We start from the raw sequence: 17391 nt of genomic DNA on the forward strand, positions 1-17391 counted from the left end.
TGGTGTTCGGTCAAACGAGACAAGGTATACAAGTCACGAAGTGACCGCCCCACGCGCAGTGGGCCCGTCCGCCAGGACGTCTCTTCCGTGCCCCTTAAAAATTAAACGTAGCCTGCAACGTAATCCGCCGCGAAGCCGTAGCAGAGCTGAACGGCCCAGCAGCCAGCGTAGTGAACTGACCAAACCGAGGCGAACTCAAACTACTCGTAGGCGTGCCGTAGGGGATGACGTTGAACAAGTTGAATGCCTGCGCGCCGAGGGTGAACGTATACCGATGACCCGAACTCGCACCCTGTGGCCCGAACCCTCCACGAACACCACCCGGCCCACCGGCACGAGCACCACCAAGTCCTCCGGGACCACCACCAGGGCCGCTACTCGCTCCCGCCGCCGGAGTAGCTCCGCGAGTTCGCTCCCCAAATCCAAACGTCCGCGAAGCGCGAAGATTGAACGTAAAGTTCGACGGACCATCGCAGTAGTTGATCGGCACCGGCGTCAGGCTGCCGGTCTGCGTGGAGCTGAAGTCACGCGAAATCCTGCAGCGCCCACTATCTCCACTCTCGAAAAACGGCCGTTGGTTGTAGATCGAGGAACCCGTAGGATCGAGACCGGTCGTCAGGTTATACGGCGTTCCCGACTGCACAATAATGAACGGACTCGCAGAGAAGCTATACGGAAGCTGCCAGCTCCCCCCGACAACCGCAAAGCTCGCATGCGTAAACGACGCACGCCCATAGTCCACCTTCGTGTCCGTATTGCTGGTCGGAAAGAATCCCGCCCCCGAGGTATTGGCATCGGCAAGATTCAACGAATAAAACCCGAACAACGTCAGCTTCTTCAACCGCGCATTTCCATTGATCAATAGCTGATTTTCTTTATAGACACCGCCCGACTGAAACTGCTGATCGAAGCCCGTATCGATAATGAAGTTTCTGCTCAGATACTGATGATCGCCACGCGCATAAAGGTAGTTCACCGACATTGTGGCCGCGCGCCCAAGCTGCTGATCGACCCCAACCGCCTCCTGCATCGTGTACGAGCTGCGTATCCCGTCGCCTAGTCCGTAAGTTGTAATTTTGTTCGCGACCGACGCGCCACAGTTACCAGGATTGTCCGGCGTGCACACAGCCCCGGGATTAAGGACCGTCGAGGTCACCTGATTGAAGCCATTCTCCTGCAGCGTAGTCAGATAATTCGACAGCGTAAAGCGATCGTAAAAGATTCCGAATCCGCCTCGTACCACTGTGACCGGCGACTTATTGCCCCCCCGCGGAATCCCATACGCGAACGAAATCCGCGGCGCAAAATCGTGACCACTATTGATCACGTTCTGCGCCTCCAGCCGAAGCCCATACGTAATCGTCAGATTCCCCTTCGGCTTCCAGTCATCCTCCGCATAGAACCCGACATCGGTCAGGCGCCCATCCACCTGCAGCTTATTAATCGCCGTCTCCGCATACTGCCCGGGCAAACCACACTGGTACGACGAAATCCCTGCATTCAGCGTATCGCAGGGCTTGGTCGCCGCAGGATTACAAGTACTCGGTCGCTTGATACCAGGATTTGAATCGAAACAAGGATCCAGCAGATAAGAGTAAGTAAAAGTCCCATTCGATCCCGCATTTGACAAGAGCGACTCGTTGGTCGTGCGCAACCGCCCACCAAACCGGATGAAGTTTTTTGCCAGCGCAATCGAACTGTAGTTCTGCACCTCAAAGTGAGTGCTGGTGCTCCTCTGCGTCCCCAGGCTCGATCCACCCGACGTAAAGATTCCCTGCACCGACAGCGTTGGAGCCGTGCTCAGCGGGTCCTGCGTCGAGTAGTCACGCTGATACTCAAACCGCGTCTCATTGATCACGCGAGGACTCAGAATCTGCGTATCGCTGATCTGGACCGTATGCTCCGTAGTCTCCGTGTTATAGCCCGCCGTCGGAAGATTCGTATTCCCAATGCCGTTGTTCTGCTGTCCATTCACGTTGTATTGATAGCGCACGGTCAGCGTGTTCTTCTCTCCCAGCGCAAGGTCGACCCGCGGACTCACATCACTTCGCGTCTGCGGATGCGACACAGCTCGCGCCGACTCCGGATAAGAAGAAAAATAAGAGCAGCTTGAAATCGTTGCAACACCCGGATCGCACGGCGTCGTCGCATCAGCCGACGTCGCATAGTAGCCACTCGGATTGACGATATTGTTGTCCTGAATCGTCCGATGAGATCCACCAACCGTAAACGAAGCGAAGCGATTGATAGGGCCACTCACGCTGCCCAGAATAAAGATCGTGTGGTACGGAGGCTGCGTATTCGAGGGCCCCAAGAATGGGTTCGACGTGTTGAAGGCATTATCCCCGCCCTGCACACTCAGGCTGCCGTGATACTTGTCCGTCCCCGGCTTCGTAAAAACCTCGACGCGCCCATAGCCAAGCTTGTCGTACTGCGCCGAAAACGGATTCTGATTGATGCGAATCTCCCGGATCTGAGACTTCGGAGGCAGCTGTCCACCAGTAAACCCATCCACATAAATCTGCCCACCGTTCGGCCCCGCAGCGGGCCCCGCCAGTGCGGTCAACTCCGAAGACAACTCGTCCGGATCATCCGAGAGCGCATCCAGATCCTTCCCCTTGATAACGGTGCTACTGGCATTACTGTCGGAGTCCACGCTCACCTGCGCACCCTGCGCATTGACGTTCACCTCTTGCTTCTCTTCCTGGATCGCCATCTTCGCATCCAGCGTCAGGTTCTGCCCCGCCGCAATCCTCACCCCCAGCTTCACATACGACGCGAATCCCGAGATCGTCACCGTCAGGGAATAGGTCCCCGCCGGAACACCACGCAGCACATAGCTTCCATCACTCTGCGACTGCGTGATCAAAGCCTTGCCAGAGGCCGGCGTCAGCGTCACCGTCGCCCCCGGAATCACCGCACTCTCAGGATCCGCTACCACCCCACGCACGATTGCACCCGTCTGCTGGGCGCTCGAAATCACCGGCATCAATGCAACAAAAAAGAACAAAACAAACTTCAACCCTGCCCGGAATGACATTCCTTCTCCTAAAAAAATTTCTACCGTTTCACTTCGCGATCGGGCTACTGCGTGCCACCTTCAGCCGCACCACCACCCAGGCTCCAGGGAGAGAGCGTCAACGCCGGCCCCCCGCTAGGTGTCGCCGCCAGAATCGGCTCTACCCCCGAGAGCAAAGTCACACACGTCACCTGACTGACGGCCGAGTCCGGCTGCGACGCGACGATCATCACTGCATCTCCCACCTTAAGATCCGCAACACCCTGGCTCGGCAGCCGGCTCACCAGTTGAGAGAGATCCGTTCCAGCAGAGTGGCCCGTACCGCCCGTCCGTTCACCGCCGCCGGCAGCCTGTCCTGCACCCTGCGCAGGAGCCTGAGAGTCGCCGCCCCCGCCCTTTGCACGAGCCGCAAATCTTGCCGCAGCCTGAGGCGGCAACGCCTTCAGGCTGGAGTTGTCTGTAATCTTCACCGTCACCGTCTTCTTGGTCGCCAGGTCCTTCAACGTCAGCGTTCCGCCAGCCGCATCGATCGTTGCGATCAGACCAGCAAGATTCCTGAACGACCCGCTCACAACTTCTTCCGCCTGGATCGACGACCCATCATCGGACGTCGCGCCGCGCACACGCAGCTGATCTCCCACCTGTATCTGTGCCAGCGTTCCCGGCTTCGCATCTTCAAACTTCACCGAGTCGCCCGCATATCGCCGAAACTTCGTCGCACTCGACGTCTTCACCGTCAGCTTCTTCGCGCCGACCGACAACGCTACCGAGCCGGCCCCGGCATCCACGGCGCTCACAATCCCGCCCGTGCCCCGCTTCTGCCAATCGCCCTGCTCCGCCTCATGCTTCTGCGCAATATCCGACGACTTCATCAAGATCACACGCGATGCCGTAAGCCCCGCACCGCCGTCACCAGCCTTGCCACTCACCAGCACCCGGTCCCCTGCCGCAATGTCACCCAGCGTAATCGTCTGTGCCGTCTTCAAATCGGTGCTGCCCGGCGCTAGTTGCAAAATGCGAGCCCCATCGGCCACACTCACGACAACCTCCTGCCCCGCATCCGTCGTGAGCGTCACGCTGTTCCCTGCTATCGTCTTCACCGTACCAATCTGGCGCACAGCTGCAGACGCCGCAGCCGGACTCTGCGCTAAAGCAATGGCCTCTCCGACAGACAATGCGGCGATCGAAACGATCAAACCGGTGCCCAATACGACTGCCCGGAAAAACCCAGAATTTTTAAACATGGTTCTCTTCCTCAAGTGAAATACCGCCGCATCCTCGTCGGTCGCCTGAAATTTACTCCTCCAGGTCGCCATCCACTAAGGAAGACGAGATAGCAGCGCAAAAGTTTCCTGGGAAAAGCCTTGTCTAGAAGAAGGCGGACCCCCGAGCAAACCGGCTCCCACCCACTGCTCTATGCTAAACGCTTTGCGGTTCCCTGCCCACAGAACCATCGCCCGTCAGTCTCTCATAACGCGATTCAACTTGCGACAATAACACTCATGGCAAAGACCTCCGCACCGGAAAGATCCGATTCAAATCCAGGATCGAACGGAACAAGCTCCCTGTAGGACGGCTACCGAAGCGTCTCACTCGAAAGGATCGCCACGCTCTCCGTAGGCAACTCCACAGCGCCACCCTTGACCACAACCTCAGCCTTCGAACCCAGCAACAATGCAGATCTCTTTGCGTGGGGAAGCTCCACCTTCTCCGATCCAAGATTGCACATCACCGTCACCACCCCCCGCTCGAAGATCAGCCAACGCCCCTTCTCATCGAAGGTCGCCTTCACATGTCCCACCGCACCGTCATTCAGCGCCACAGACCCACGCCGCAGCTGAATCAGTCTCCGGTACCAATCCAACATCTCCCCATGGCGCCCTTGATGAATCTCCTCCCAATTCAACTTCGAGCGTAGAAACGTCTCGACATCTTCCGGATCGGGAATGTCCTCCGGGTTCCACCCAAACGCCGCAAACTCGCCTCGACGCCCGTTCTTTACCGACTTTGCCATCTCAGGATCCTCGTGGTCCGCGAAGTATTGAAACGGAGTCGACGCGGCGTACTCCTCGCCCTGAAAGATCATCGGAATAAATGGCGCCGTCATTACGATCGCCGCCGCCACCTTCGCGCGGTCGAACCCCACCGTCTGATCTACTCTGTCGCCAACCGCACGATTGCCAACCTGGTCGTGATTCTGGATATATCCCAAAAAATGATGCGGCGACAGATCATCAGCCGGGCGCCCATGCGATCGCCTCCGATACTCCGAGTAGCTCCCGTCCTGCACAAAGTTCTTCGCCAGGGACTTCGCCAGCTTCTCCAATGTGCCGAAGTCCGAGTAGTATCCCTTCCCCGTTCCTTCGTTCGTCAGCACCGTAAACAGCGCATGATGAAAATCATCGCTCCACTGCGCATCCATCCCGTACCCGCCATCCCTCGCAGGAGTAACAACTCTGGGATCGTTCAGATCACTCTCGGCGATCAGCACCAGCCGTCGTCCCACCTTCGCAGACAACGCCTTCACCTCGAACGAGAGCTGCTCCATAAAATGAATCGCTGACCGGTCGACATACTCATGCACTGCGTCCAGGCGAAGTCCATCGATGTGATAATCCCTCATCCACATCAGCGCGTTGTCGCAGAAAAACCTCCGGACCTCGTCGCTTCCCTCACCTTCGAAATTAATCGCGCCCCCCCAGGGAGTGTGGTGTCTCTCCGTGATGTAAGGTCCATACTTGCCCGAGTAGTTCCCCACCGGTCCGAAGTGGTTATAAACCACATCCAGCAACACCGCGAGCCCACGCGCATGGCAGGCATCCACCAGCCGCTTCAACCCATCCGGCCCACCATACTGTTCGGTCACCGCGAACAGCGCAGCCCCGTCATACCCCCAACCCTGCCCACCTGGAAACGCAGCCACCGGCATCAACTCCACATGCGTAATGCCAAGCTCGACCAGATACCCAAGCTTCTCTATCGCCGAATCGAAGGTCCCCTGCGGCGTAAACGTGCCCACATGCAACTCATAGATCACTGCATGCGCAAGCGCAGGCGCACTCCAGCCTCTATCACTCCACTTGAAAACCCTCTGGTCATACACCCGCGACAGTCCATGCACTCCATCCGGCTGCCACTCCGACCTTGGATCAGGCCAGGCCTTCGGATCATCTCCAATCACAAAGCCATAGTCCGTCCCGGGTCCCGCCTGCTCCACGGAAGCACTCCACCATCCGTGTTCGTCAGGCCCGCTCATCGGATAAGTAACATCGCCGATCTTCACGCCCATCTTCGACGCACTCGGCGCCCAAACCGTAAACTCATGCATCAGCGGTCTCCCCCAACCTCTTCGCGCGCCAGTAGCGCCACCGGAAAATCCTTCAACAGCCCCTTGACTTCGACCTCGCCACCCTCAACGATCGCTCCCGTCAAACGATTCCTCCATCGTCCCTCCGGTAGTGTCACCACTGTGTCCTTCCACGCTCCGTCAAGCTTCACAGTGAGCCTTGGCGCCACCGTCACCACATCCTCACCTCGCAGATACGCAATCACGTGGTCATGCTTCGCTCCATCCACCATCAACGGAACATAGTCCGCCTCTGCACCAAACGACTTCGGCCTCTCACGTCTCAGTTGAAGCGCCTTATGGATGGTCCACATCTTCGGCAGCCCTTCCTCAGCTCTTGCCATCACCTGTGCCGCCGCATCACCGCCGTTCATCTGCTTCAACTCATATAGCAACCTCTGCCGCAGTGCATAGTCCACCGGCCGACGATTATCCGGATCCACAAGACTCAAATCCCAGATCTCCGTTCCCTGGTACAGATCCGGCACACCCGGAGCGGTGTACTTCAACAGCGTCTGCGCCAGCGAATTCACACGCCCCGCCTCCAGAATCCTCTCCACAAACTGCTGTAGCTCTCGCTGAAACGGCGCATAGCTATACGTAAATTCAATGAACAGACTCAGTGCATCTTCAAACTCTTTATTGTTCGCCACCCAGGTCGTCTGTTGCTTCGCCTCGCGCATCGCCTTCAACATATACGCCTGAGCGCGATCCATCGGCAGCGGCCACGCCCCAATCAAAGTCTGGTAGAAAAAGTACTCCGTATTCCGATCCGGCAACGGATCCACGCCAGGCTTGCGCGCGCGAAACGCATTGTTCATCCGCGACCAGCGCTGTATCGCCGCACCAAACTTCCCCGGTACCTCCGACAGCACGGCCAACCGCGCCCTTACGTCATCGCTGCGCTTGGTGTCATGCGTCGACAGCGTCGTCATCGTGCAAGGATGCGTCTCCTGCATCTTCCCGCAATACGAATGAAACTCCTCAACGCTCAATCCATTTCGCCCCGGATCGCTCCCCACCTCATTCATTCCCGTCAACCGATTGAAGCAATAAAACGCCGTATCCTCCACGCCCTTCGCCATCACCGGTCCGGTGAACTGCTGGAACCTCAACAAAAACTCGCTTTCCAGCTTCCCCTTCACCTCCATCGTCAACACGTCCCGAAGAAAGTCGAAGAGCCCTCCATCGATATCCTGCCGCTTCTCCTTCGCGCACTCCGCAGCCTGCGTAATGTACTCGCGATCTTCCTCGGTAATCTCCTCACGCTCCGGCACCACGTACGTCCGATAGATCGAAAAGCACGCCGCGACCTCGCGAATCGCGCGCCTCACCTCGGCCCTCGTGTAGTCGCGCCGATCACGATTCGCCTCGCATATCTCCACGAAGATCGACGTCAGCCGATTCACATCGCTCCCCAGTGCCTCCTGCGACACGTTGATCTTCTTCTCATGCGCAATGGCGTGAAAGTCCGTAGGCTGCTCCGTAAAATCCGCATAGACCGAGCTCAACTCCATCATGCCCTCGGGCGCCACCAGCACTCCCGAAACAACATTCAAAAAGTCGTACCCGCTCGTCCCCTCAATCGGCCAATCCTCGCGTAGGAACTCGCCAGGCTCAAGAATCTTTTCCCCGATCACCCACGCATCCGGAGCGCGTTCGCGCAGCCGTTTGAAGTACTCCTTCGGATCACGCAGCCCATCCGGATGATCCACCCGCACGCCATCCAGAACTCCCCGCTTCAACCAATCCAACACGAGCGCATGCGTCTCCTCGAACACATATTCGCGCTCCACTCGCAGACCAATCAGCGTGTTCACATCAAAAAATCGCCGATAGCTCAGCTGCTGGTCCGCAGTCTTCCAGTAAGCCAATCGGTAGTTCTGCTGATTCAAAAAATCATCCACTGCGTCTAGGTTCTCATTCAGGTCCGCCATCGCCCGGTCCATCGCATCGAAGATCTCCGGCTCCTCCGCGCACAACCGCTCCAGCAGAGTAAACAACACCACCTTGTCGCGATGGCGAGCCAGAATCGTTCGCCGATCCACATACTCCGGCGCCGGCAAACGGCCGAACGAAGCCGCAAGAAAACTCAACGTATCCGACTTCGCATACTCCGCCGCTCGAGACAGAATCACCGGCAGCGACTGCGGCGACACCGGCAGCGACTGCCCCGAACACTCCACCTGAAACTTGATGCCGCGCCGCACCACCTTGATCCCGCCCGCCTGCAACACCCTCCCGTACTGGTCCCCAAGGATCGGCACCAGCACCTTGTCCCGCAGCCGCTCCTCCTGCGGCTGCCAGTCGATATCGAAGAACGAAGCATACCGGCTCGACGTGCCGTTTTCGAGCACATCCCACCAGAAGCGGTTCTCCTTGCCGAGCGACATATGATTCGGCACGATGTCCAGCACCTGCCCCAACCCCGCCTCACCCAGCCTCTTGCAGAACCGTTCATGAGCCGCCGCACCACCCAGCTCTTCATTTACCTTCTGATGATCGACCACGTCATATCCATGCATGCTCCCCGGCGCAGCCTGAAGATAGGGAGAGCTGTAAACATGCGAGATTCCGAGTTCATGCAAATAATCGGCTATCTTCGCTGCATCGTCGAAGGTGAAGTCTTTATGCAGTTGCAGTCTGTAGGTAGAACCTGGAATTCGTAGCATCATCAACCAATCGAAAGTAGCGTTCAGGAAACAAGGCAGTAAAAATCACGCAGAAATCCCGCACAAAAAAATCCAGGTAATCGGTTAGAGACTCAGAAGCTCTCGTTGGTTGCATTTGGAGATAACCGTGGAGACCCAACGGCGTCACACGACGCGTATCTAGCTCTACTTCTTTCGACGAGATGCAGATTCCGCCGCAGCATTCTGCTCAGGCCGCCACAAACCCGACATCGCAAAAGCAGAATGTATTAACGCAATGTGCGATAACGCCTGGGGGAAGTTCCCCACCATCCGCTTTCCAATAGGATCGTACTCCTCCGACAACAGCCCAACGTCGTTGCGCAGCGCAAGCAGTCGTTCAAACATCGCCTTCGCATCTTCCTTTCGCCCGATCAGCCACAAGTTCGTAACCAGCCAGAAGCTGCAAGCCAGAAATGCGCCTTCACCTCCTGCAAGCCCATCCTTCGTCTTCTTGGTATCGTACCGTTCCACGAAGCCGTCCTTCATCAGCCGTCTCTCGATCGCCTCCACCGTGCCAATAATCCGCGGATCATCCATCGGCAAAAATCCCACCAGCCCAATTCGCAGACACGAGGCGTCGAGCTGTTTCGATCCATACGACTGCACAAAGCTGTTCAACTTCTTATCAAACCCCTTCTTACATATCTCCCGATGCAACATCTCGCGGTTCTTCTTCCATCGCTTGACGTCACCCTTCCCATCGAACTGCTCGTGATGCCTAATCGCCCGATCAAGCGCCACCCACGCCATCACCTTCGAGTGAGTAAAGTGTTGCGCACCGCCGCGTGTCTCCCAGATCCCTTCATCAGGGTTCGGCCACACCTTGCACAGATGATCGATCAGTGCCGCCTGCACCGACGCCGCCGACACACGTATCTCGTCTTCAGCCTGCGGAACCCTCGACAGAGCCGACGAAACCTCACCAAAGACGTCCAGCTGAAACTGATCCACCGCCGCATTCCCGATCCGAACCGGACTCGAATTCTCATAACCGGGCAGCCAGTCTGCCTGCCACTCCACCAGCTGCCGCTCGCCGCAGATGCCATAGATCGTCTGCACCTGATCGGGTGCCCCGGCGATGGCGCGCAGCAACCACTTACGCCACTCCACCGCCTCGTCCACATAACTGGCCTGCATCAAAATCAGCAACGTAAACGCCGTGTCGCGCAGCCAGCAATAGCGATAGTCCCAGTTGCGCGCCCCGCCAATCCTCTCCGGCAACGAGGTCGTTACAGCCGCCACAATCCCCCCCGACGGTCGATACGTCATCGCCTTCAAAGTAATCAGCGAACGCTCCACCGCCTCCGCGTAAGGCCCGGCGTACGCATTCTTCCGGCTCCACTTGCTCCAGAACCTCTGCGTCTCCGCAAACGCTTTATCCACCGAGAGCTCAGGTGGACTCTTCTCTAGAGACGAAGAACTGGTCAGCGTAAAACTCATCGTCTCGCCCTTACGCACCGTGAAGTCGCTCCGCGTCGTCATGCCTTCTCCACGCAATCGCGCCTTCGTTCTCAGCGTAACCATGTCCATGCCGGCGATCGCCCGCAACCCGTCCGCCGTGCGCGTCACCCAGGGAATCGTCCGTCCGTAATCAAACCGGATCGCCAGATCCATCTGCATCGATACCCTGCCGCGAATGCCACGCACGATCCGCACAACATGAGAGTGCCTCTCGCGCGGCGGCATAAAGTCGATCAGGCACACCTCTCCCTCCCTCGTCTCAAAAGTAGTCTCAACGATCAACGTGTGCCCTTCGTACTCCCGCCTCGTCGCCTTCACCTTACCCTTCGGTACGATCTGCCAGAAGCCGTGATCCCGCGTCCCCAGCAGCGCCGCAAAGCAAGCAGCAGACGAGAAGGTGGGCCAGCATAACCAGTCGATCGACCCCTCTTTCGACACCAGCGCCGCAGTCTCGCAGTCCCCCATCATCGCGTAGTCTTCAATCCTCTCCCCATGTAACGCCCCGTGCAACGCCCCATGCGCCGCCCCGTCTACAGCACCATGCAACTTGCCTGCGACTTTCTTCTTCGCCTTCGCCACAAAACCTCCAACTTGCCGGTGCATTCAGCCCGCCTACAACCACTTACGCCACACCCGGCATCTCTTTCAGGAATGGATTTAACCCATCAGATGCGCAACACCGCGACCCCAAGGCAAGGCAATGAAGTATGCCAGCGAAATTACCCTTCGAGCAACCGGGCCCGTGAAAAATCTTTCGCCGCTGCCACCCTTGCTCTCGCGCAGCCTCAGAATCGGCAGTACACTCACGGCAGGAACGCCTCTTCAGACGATAAGTACCTTCCGGCAGATATCGACAACCTGAGGCGCCGCTAACCGAACCGAGAAAGTCCACATCGCACGATGGCCTCCGCGCAGACAAATATCGACCTTACCTCGGACGCCATGAACCCGACGCCCGCGACGACCGCAACCAGCAGCATGCTCGTTAGCCTGGTTCCCCTCTCTCAAGAGGCCTTCGAAATCACGCTCTCAAACCTTGCCCTCGCGTTTCCAAACGAAACGGTCCTCGTCGCCACCCCGGACACCGCGCCTCAGCTCTCCTCCGGCAGCCCCTTGCGCCTCATCCCCTACACCCCCACCGCCGTCTCTGCGACCCCCTGGGTCCTCACCGCAGCCGACTATCTCAACACCTACAAACTCGCGCAGGAAAACCGCGCCACCAGCTGCCTCCTTCTCGGCGCCGAATGCCAGTCTCTGCATCCCGAGACCATCCGCGCTCTAGCCCAATCCACTCTCACCAGCGACCTCTCCGTCGCGCACTACGAACTCGGCCCCCGCGAAGGCCTCGTCAACTCCGCGATGCTCTACCCCGTCACCCGCGCCCTCTTCGGCACCCGCCCGCGCTACCCCCTCGCCATCGACCTCGGCCTCTCCCTTCGCATGGCCGGCCGTCTCGCCGCCACAGCACAGCGCTTCACCGCCACAGCACAGGACGACTCCTTGCTCTGGCCCCTCGCGGAAGCAGCAAACGCCAACTTCACAGTCGCCGAGGTAGAGGTCACCCCTCGCGCCATCCCTCAACCCGCGAATCGCGACCTCAACAGCCTCCTCGCCCACATCACCGGCTCATTCTTCGCCGACGTCGACGCCAAAGCCTCCTTCTGGCAGCGTGCCCGCGGCACCCAACCCGCACAGCCCCTTCCGCAAACCGCTCACGTCGCCGAGCCGCCCGAAACCGCACCCATGCTCGAGGCCTTCCGTCTCGCCTACACCAACCTCCACGAGATCTGGTCCCTGGTCCTTCCGCCCAACTCGCTCCTCGGCCTCAAGAAACTCTCCATGCTCCAACCGGAAAACTTCCGCATGCCCGATAATCTCTGGGCTCGCATCGTCTACGACTTCATCCTCGCCTACCGCCTGCGCACCATCAACCGCGGTCACCTTCTCGGCGCGCTCACCCCGCTCTATCTCGCCTGGGTTGCCTCTCATCTCACCTTGATCAGCACGGGCACGCCCCCCGAAAAGCACATTCAGGATCTCGCCGTAGCTTTTGAAACCGACAAACCCTATCTCGTATCACGCTGGCGCTGGCCCGACCGCTTCAACCCATAGAGAAAGCACTTCAGCAAAAATCTCTAACCGAACGGCAAATCAAAATAGGCCAGCAAACCCGTAAGGAGACCCTCTCATGTGGCAACAAGTCGAACAGGCACTCCGCCAATCCGCCCAGCAGGTCCTCTACAAGCTGGCGAGCTTTCTCCCGGCCCTTATCGCCCTTCTTCTCGCCCTCGTCATCATGACCGCCATCGGCATGGGCCTCGCCGCACTCCTTCGCCGCTCGCTCACCGCCGCCAAGTTCGACGAGCGCCTCGCCCGCAACTCCTCCGCCACCATCTCCGACTGGTCTCCCGCCCATAGCCCGACAGCCCTCCTCGCCCGCGTCGTCTTCTGGGGATGCGTCGCCATCGGCTGCTTCATCGGCATCTCCGCCTTCGACGCCGCCTTCCCCGGCGAATCCCAGATCTCCCTCTTCGTTCTCCCCTACCTCACCCACTCCATCGGAGCCGTTCTCCTGCTCATCGCCGGCACCCTCATCGCCCGCTTCCTCGAACGCTCCGTCCTCATCGGAGCCGTCAACGCCAAGCTCCAGTACGCCCGCTTCCTCTCTCTCGGCATCAAGTGGCTCGTCCTGGTCCTCACCGCCGCCATGGTCCTCGACCACCTCCAGATCGGCGGCGCCGTCGTCGAACTCGCCTTCGGAATCCTCTTCGGCGGCATCGTCCTCACCCTCGCTCTCGCCGTCGGTCTCGGCTCCCGCGACATCGTCAGCCGCTCTCTCGAACGCAGCGCCGACCTTCGCTCCAACCTCGACCCCATCCCCGGCGATCCCGACTTCAAATCCTCCGCACCCACCGAACCCCTGCGTCACTTCTAAAGCAAATTTCCTGTTGCTATAGAGGTGTTCTACCGCTCATTTTTGTTGTCATTCCGCACCCTGAGCGAAGCCGAAGGGGGAGGAATCTGCTTTTGCCCTCCGTTCGGTATCCTCTACGTCAACTCGAAATTTGCTCCAGTTCAATCGAGCCACACCCCCACACGCGCTCGTCCGAAGACGGCGATACGATCCTTCACGTCTGCGCACTATCCCGCAGGCGTCGCGAATTTTCATCTCCAACAGCTTCCTTCCTCCACGGAGCAGGCATACTATTGGTCTTCGCGAAACTCGCCACCTAATCCGGCCCCTCACACAAATTCATCCCCAAATTTCGAGGACCATTCAATGGCAACCAAAAAGACATCCACTCCCCACATCTCAGCCTCCCCCCGCACCGTACTTCCCGGCAGCGAAAAATCTGCCTTCGTGCAAACCGCCGGCGAAAAGCCCGCGCCCTCCGGCACAAAGATCACCGTCTCGGTCGTCGTCCGCCGCAAGGCCCCTCTCAAAGTCGCCAACCGCCTCGGCAAGCAGCGCCTCACCCACGCCCAATACAGAAAGACTCACGGAGCCGACCCCGCCGCCGTCAAACTCGTCCGCACCTTTGCCAAAGAGTTCGGCCTCACCGTCGCACCCGACACGCCCGGCCCCGAGCGCCGCACCATCAAGCTCACCGGCACCGTCGCCGCCATGCAGAAGGCCTTCGGCGTCACCCTCGTCCACAAAACTCACGACGGCACCACCTACCGCGTCCGCGAGGGCAGCATCACCCTCCCCACCGACCTCGTCGGCCCCGTCGAAGCCGTCCTCGGCCTCGACAACCGCCCCCAGGCACAGCCCCACTTTCGCATCGCAGGCGAAGCCGGCGACCTCACCGCCAACATCGCCCAGGCCGGAGGCTTCGCCCATCCCCACGCCTCCGGCACCAGCATCTCCTATACCCCGCCTCAGATCGCCGCGCTCTACCAGTTCCCGCCCAACGCCTCCGCCGCAGGCCAGACCATCGGCATCATCGAGCTAGGCGGAGGCTACAAAACCACCGACCTCACCGCCTACTTCAAAACCCTCGGCCAGAAAACCCCCAGCGTCAAAACCGTCTCCGTCGACGGCGGCAAAAACAGCCCCACCAACGCCAACAGCGCCGACGGCGAGGTCATGCTCGACATCGAAGTCGCCGCATCCGTCGCCCCAGGCGCCAGCATCGTCGTCTACTTCGCCCCCAACACCGACCAGGGTTTCATCGACGCCATCGCCACCGCCGTCCATGACACCACCAACAAACCCAGCGTCATCTCCATCAGCTGGGGCGGCCCCGAGTCTAGCTGGACCACCCAGTCCCTCAACGCCCTCGACGCCGCCTGCCAGTCCGCCGCCGCCCTCGGCATCACCATCACCGTAGCCTCCGGCGACAACGGCTCCACCGACGGCCTCACCGACGGCAGCAACCACGTAGACTTCCCCGCCTCCAGCCCCCACGTCCTCGCCTGCGGAGGAACCAAACTCATCGGCACCGGCTCCTCCATCAACTCCGAGGTCGTCTGGAACGAAATCGCCAACAACGAAGGCGCAACCGGAGGCGGCGTCAGCAACTTCTTCCCACTCCCCACCTGGCAGGCCAACGCAGGCGTCCCCGCCCCCACCAACTCCGCAGGCGGCCGAGGCGTCCCCGACGTCTCCGGCGACGCCGACCCCTCCACCGGCTACATCATCCGCGTCGACGGCAAGACCCTGCCCATCGGCGGCACCAGCGCCGTAGCTCCTCTCTGGGCCGGCCTCATCGCCGTAGCTAACGCACAGAACGGAACTACTGCAGGCTTCATTCAACCCGCCATCTACGCCGCCAAAGGCGCCGCCGCCTTCAACGACATCACCTCCGGCACCAACTACTCCGGCTCTCCCACAGGCTTCACCGCCGGCCCCGGCTGGGACGCCTGCACCGGCCTCGGCTCCCCCATCGGCACAAAGCTCATCGCCGTCGTCAACCCCTCATCTACCAGCACCTCGAAGGGTGGAAAGAGCAAGGGCAGCAAGAAAAAGCCCGTCCGCACGCGCCCGGCACGCAAGCCGCACGCCGCAACCAACCGGCGCAAAGCCGCTGCCGGCAAACGTCGATAACTCTAAAACCCTCCGCCCGGAATCGATCCCCAGGCGGAGGGAGCAACTACTGGCCCATGTCGTAGAAGAACTCTTCGTAGACCACCTTGCCGCCCACAACCTTGTACACCGCAACCTCTTCCATCACGAACCGCCGGCTCTGCGGTTTGAACGTCACATCCAGTTTGAAGGTGCAGGTAAAGTGCGAGCCGGCGACCAGAGGTCCCTCGACCGTACAGGAGTGAACCTCATGGTTTGTCGCCCACCACTCGCCCTTGGCTTTGACCGCCTCCAGTCCTTTGGACTCGCGCGATCCTCCCGGAGGCGCTCCCGCCTCCATGCTCACGATGTCCTCGCCGTATAGGCTCTCGGTTGCCTCCTTAAATTTGCCTTCCCGGCAAAGCTTCACCAACTTGTCGGCCAATTCCTGCGTCGTCATTGTGCGTCTCCTTTTCTAAAAACTGTGTATTCCAGACCCCGCCATCATAAGGCAAGAGGCGCACGGCTGTTCCTGGCAAACTCTGGACAGTACCTGCAACGCGAGGCCGCCCAGGATCCAGATCACAATCATCCTAAGCGGCCTCCATCACCACGCAACAGCCCCTACAACCCCGCTAGTTAGAAAGCAGAATCTGGCAGGCTTCCTTCATCTCCTCCTGCTTCGTTTCTACCTCTTTATCATTCGTGCTCACAAAACCAAGTCCATGCGGACTCTTCATGCCGCTCACAATTGGCGTCAGCTGCCCGAACTCCAGGTCCAGCCGTCCCACAAACCCCGGAGCCGCGCTTGAACCCGCAACTCCCGCCGAGTAAGCGGCGCCTGGACTAAAAACATCCTTGGTGATCTTGTACGTGACGTTGGCAGGCTCATCTGACACCAGGAGGAAGCCATCGGTCGACGGCGCGAACAGCGTGTCATCCACCTGCGGCTGGCCATAGGGAGAGCTCAACGGTATCTGGAGCGCACTCTGAGCCGTGCTCCCGGGATACCGCACCACAACCAACTCAGAGTCGCCCTGGCTGTCCAGCACAATATCTCCCAGCGGCGATGTCGTCATCGAGTCAGGATCCTGGAGGTTCAACGTCACAGGCTGCCCGGTCAGGACGTTCTTTGCCGTTGCAGTGCCTTCCAACACCGGCGTCACCACCACCAGCCCGCCTTCAATTTTTGCCTCGACGATAGCCGGCGCTGCGTTCGGATTATGAGCCGGATTGGAGGCGCTCAGATAGGTCTTGCCCTTCACGAAGGTGATGTCGTCATATCCGCCTCCCGCCGCGGGCGCAGCCGCAAAGGGAACCGTCTGTTTCACCCGCGTATCCGGATCGAAGATCACCAGACTTGGATTTGCATCCTCATTTTGCATCACCCAAAGCTTGTGCGTGTAGGGGTTCAGCTTCAGACCGTCATTGTGTCCCTTCACCGAAAAGCTATAAACCATCTGCCCGGCCAGGTTATATTCGACGATCATGTTCGACTTTCCATCTGCGCCCGCGGGATCATTTCCATCGCCGTAGCCGATATAAACATGATCCTTGTAGACGGCGATCGAATCGGGAGCGGTAAACTTCCCCTTGTATCCCCTTGCGAAGACGCTGACGTGGTAACCGTCAACAGCGGTAGGCGTGCTGGCCTGGCCAAACGCCGGGGCAACGCTAAGCAGCATGGCGGCAGACGCAACAAGAGCATTGCGCGAGATCATTGGAAACAGTGCGGTAGACATGGTGAAACCTCCTGAATCAACTAGGCGGAAGAGTTGGATGAAACAGAGAAAGCTACGTTCAAAGCGATACTCCTCCGATGGATGCAACGCAGTATGACCGCCAGATGAATTCTTCGTGACCC

At 59.3% G+C, this 17391-nt stretch carries 10 protein-coding genes; 3 read left to right on the top strand and 7 right to left on the bottom strand.

The window, feature by feature from the left end; genetic code table 11:
- Positions 1-94 precede the first annotated feature (94 nt).
- The 5 genes from HDF12_RS16730 to HDF12_RS16750 form a co-directional block, all read right to left on the bottom strand.
- Positions 95-3040 carry a TonB-dependent receptor gene (locus HDF12_RS16730; RefSeq protein WP_179585167.1) on the bottom strand — a complete coding sequence of 982 codons (2946 nt, stop codon included), beginning with the start codon at positions 3038-3040 and terminating at the stop codon, positions 95-97.
- Positions 3041-3084: 44 nt separating this feature from the next.
- Positions 3085-4263 carry a DUF5666 domain-containing protein gene (locus HDF12_RS16735; RefSeq protein ID WP_257025709.1) on the bottom strand — a complete coding sequence of 393 codons (1179 nt, stop codon included), beginning with the start codon at positions 4261-4263 and terminating at the stop codon, positions 3085-3087.
- Positions 4264-4595: 332 nt separating this feature from the next.
- On the bottom strand, positions 4596-6347 hold the full coding sequence (gene treZ, locus HDF12_RS16740; RefSeq protein ID WP_179585169.1) for a malto-oligosyltrehalose trehalohydrolase: 1752 nt from the start codon (positions 6345-6347) through the stop codon (positions 4596-4598).
- A complete protein-coding gene (treY, locus tag HDF12_RS16745; RefSeq protein ID WP_306458038.1) occupies positions 6347-9040 on the bottom strand; it encodes a malto-oligosyltrehalose synthase in 2694 nt (897 codons plus the stop codon). The genes treZ and treY overlap by 1 nt, the downstream gene beginning before the upstream one ends.
- A 162-nt stretch (positions 9041-9202) precedes the next feature.
- Positions 9203-11122, bottom strand: a complete 1920-nt coding sequence (locus HDF12_RS16750; protein ID WP_257025710.1) for a glycoside hydrolase family 15 protein — start codon at positions 11120-11122, stop codon at positions 9203-9205.
- A 297-nt stretch (positions 11123-11419) separates the two neighbouring features.
- On the opposite strand from HDF12_RS16750, the gene HDF12_RS16755 reads away from it, so the two are divergent.
- From HDF12_RS16755 to HDF12_RS16765, 3 genes are all read left to right on the top strand, one after another.
- Entirely contained in the window at positions 11420-12631 is a 1212-nt protein-coding gene (locus HDF12_RS16755; RefSeq protein ID WP_179585171.1) for a hypothetical protein, read from the top strand.
- Between the two features lie 76 nt (positions 12632-12707).
- Positions 12708-13454 (top strand): hypothetical protein, encoded by a 747-nt coding sequence (locus HDF12_RS16760; protein ID WP_179585173.1) that lies wholly within the window; start codon positions 12708-12710, stop codon positions 13452-13454.
- Positions 13455-13799: 345 nt separating this feature from the next.
- Positions 13800-15569 carry a S53 family peptidase gene (locus HDF12_RS16765; protein ID WP_179585175.1) on the top strand — a complete coding sequence of 590 codons (1770 nt, stop codon included), beginning with the start codon at positions 13800-13802 and terminating at the stop codon, positions 15567-15569.
- A gap of 46 nt (positions 15570-15615) precedes the next feature.
- On the opposite strand, the gene HDF12_RS16770 is transcribed toward HDF12_RS16765, so the two are convergent.
- Both HDF12_RS16770 and HDF12_RS16775 read right to left on the bottom strand, forming a co-directional pair.
- Complete coding sequence (locus HDF12_RS16770; RefSeq protein ID WP_179585177.1) at positions 15616-15987, bottom strand: SnoaL-like domain-containing protein; 372 nt, start codon at positions 15985-15987, stop codon at positions 15616-15618.
- A 175-nt stretch (positions 15988-16162) separates the two neighbouring features.
- Complete coding sequence (locus HDF12_RS16775; protein ID WP_179585179.1) at positions 16163-17269, bottom strand: hypothetical protein; 1107 nt, start codon at positions 17267-17269, stop codon at positions 16163-16165.
- Positions 17270-17391: the final 122 nt, after the last annotated feature.

This window comes from Tunturiibacter gelidiferens, assembly GCF_013410115.1.
Taxonomy (GTDB): Bacteria; Acidobacteriota; Terriglobia; order Terriglobales; family Acidobacteriaceae; genus Edaphobacter; species Edaphobacter gelidiferens.

Excerpts from the sequence above, each read along its gene's own strand:
- HDF12_RS16730 (WP_179585167.1), bottom strand. The coding sequence starts at position 3,040 with ATGTCATTCCGGGCAGGGTTGAAGTTTGTTTTGTTCTTTTTTGTTGCA.
- HDF12_RS16735 (WP_257025709.1), bottom strand. The coding sequence starts at position 4,263 with ATGTTTAAAAATTCTGGGTTTTTCCGGGCAGTCGTATTGGGCACCGGT.
- treZ (WP_179585169.1), bottom strand. The coding sequence starts at position 6,347 with ATGCATGAGTTTACGGTTTGGGCGCCGAGTGCGTCGAAGATGGGCGTG.
- treY (WP_306458038.1), bottom strand. The coding sequence starts at position 9,040 with ATGATGCTACGAATTCCAGGTTCTACCTACAGACTGCAACTGCATAAA.
- HDF12_RS16750 (WP_257025710.1), bottom strand. The coding sequence starts at position 11,122 with ATGCACCGGCAAGTTGGAGGTTTTGTGGCGAAGGCGAAGAAGAAAGTC.
- HDF12_RS16755 (WP_179585171.1), top strand. The coding sequence starts at position 11,420 with ATGGCCTCCGCGCAGACAAATATCGACCTTACCTCGGACGCCATGAAC.
- HDF12_RS16760 (WP_179585173.1), top strand. The coding sequence starts at position 12,708 with ATGTGGCAACAAGTCGAACAGGCACTCCGCCAATCCGCCCAGCAGGTC.
- HDF12_RS16765 (WP_179585175.1), top strand. The coding sequence starts at position 13,800 with ATGGCAACCAAAAAGACATCCACTCCCCACATCTCAGCCTCCCCCCGC.
- HDF12_RS16770 (WP_179585177.1), bottom strand. The coding sequence starts at position 15,987 with ATGACGACGCAGGAATTGGCCGACAAGTTGGTGAAGCTTTGCCGGGAA.
- HDF12_RS16775 (WP_179585179.1), bottom strand. The coding sequence starts at position 17,269 with ATGTCTACCGCACTGTTTCCAATGATCTCGCGCAATGCTCTTGTTGCG.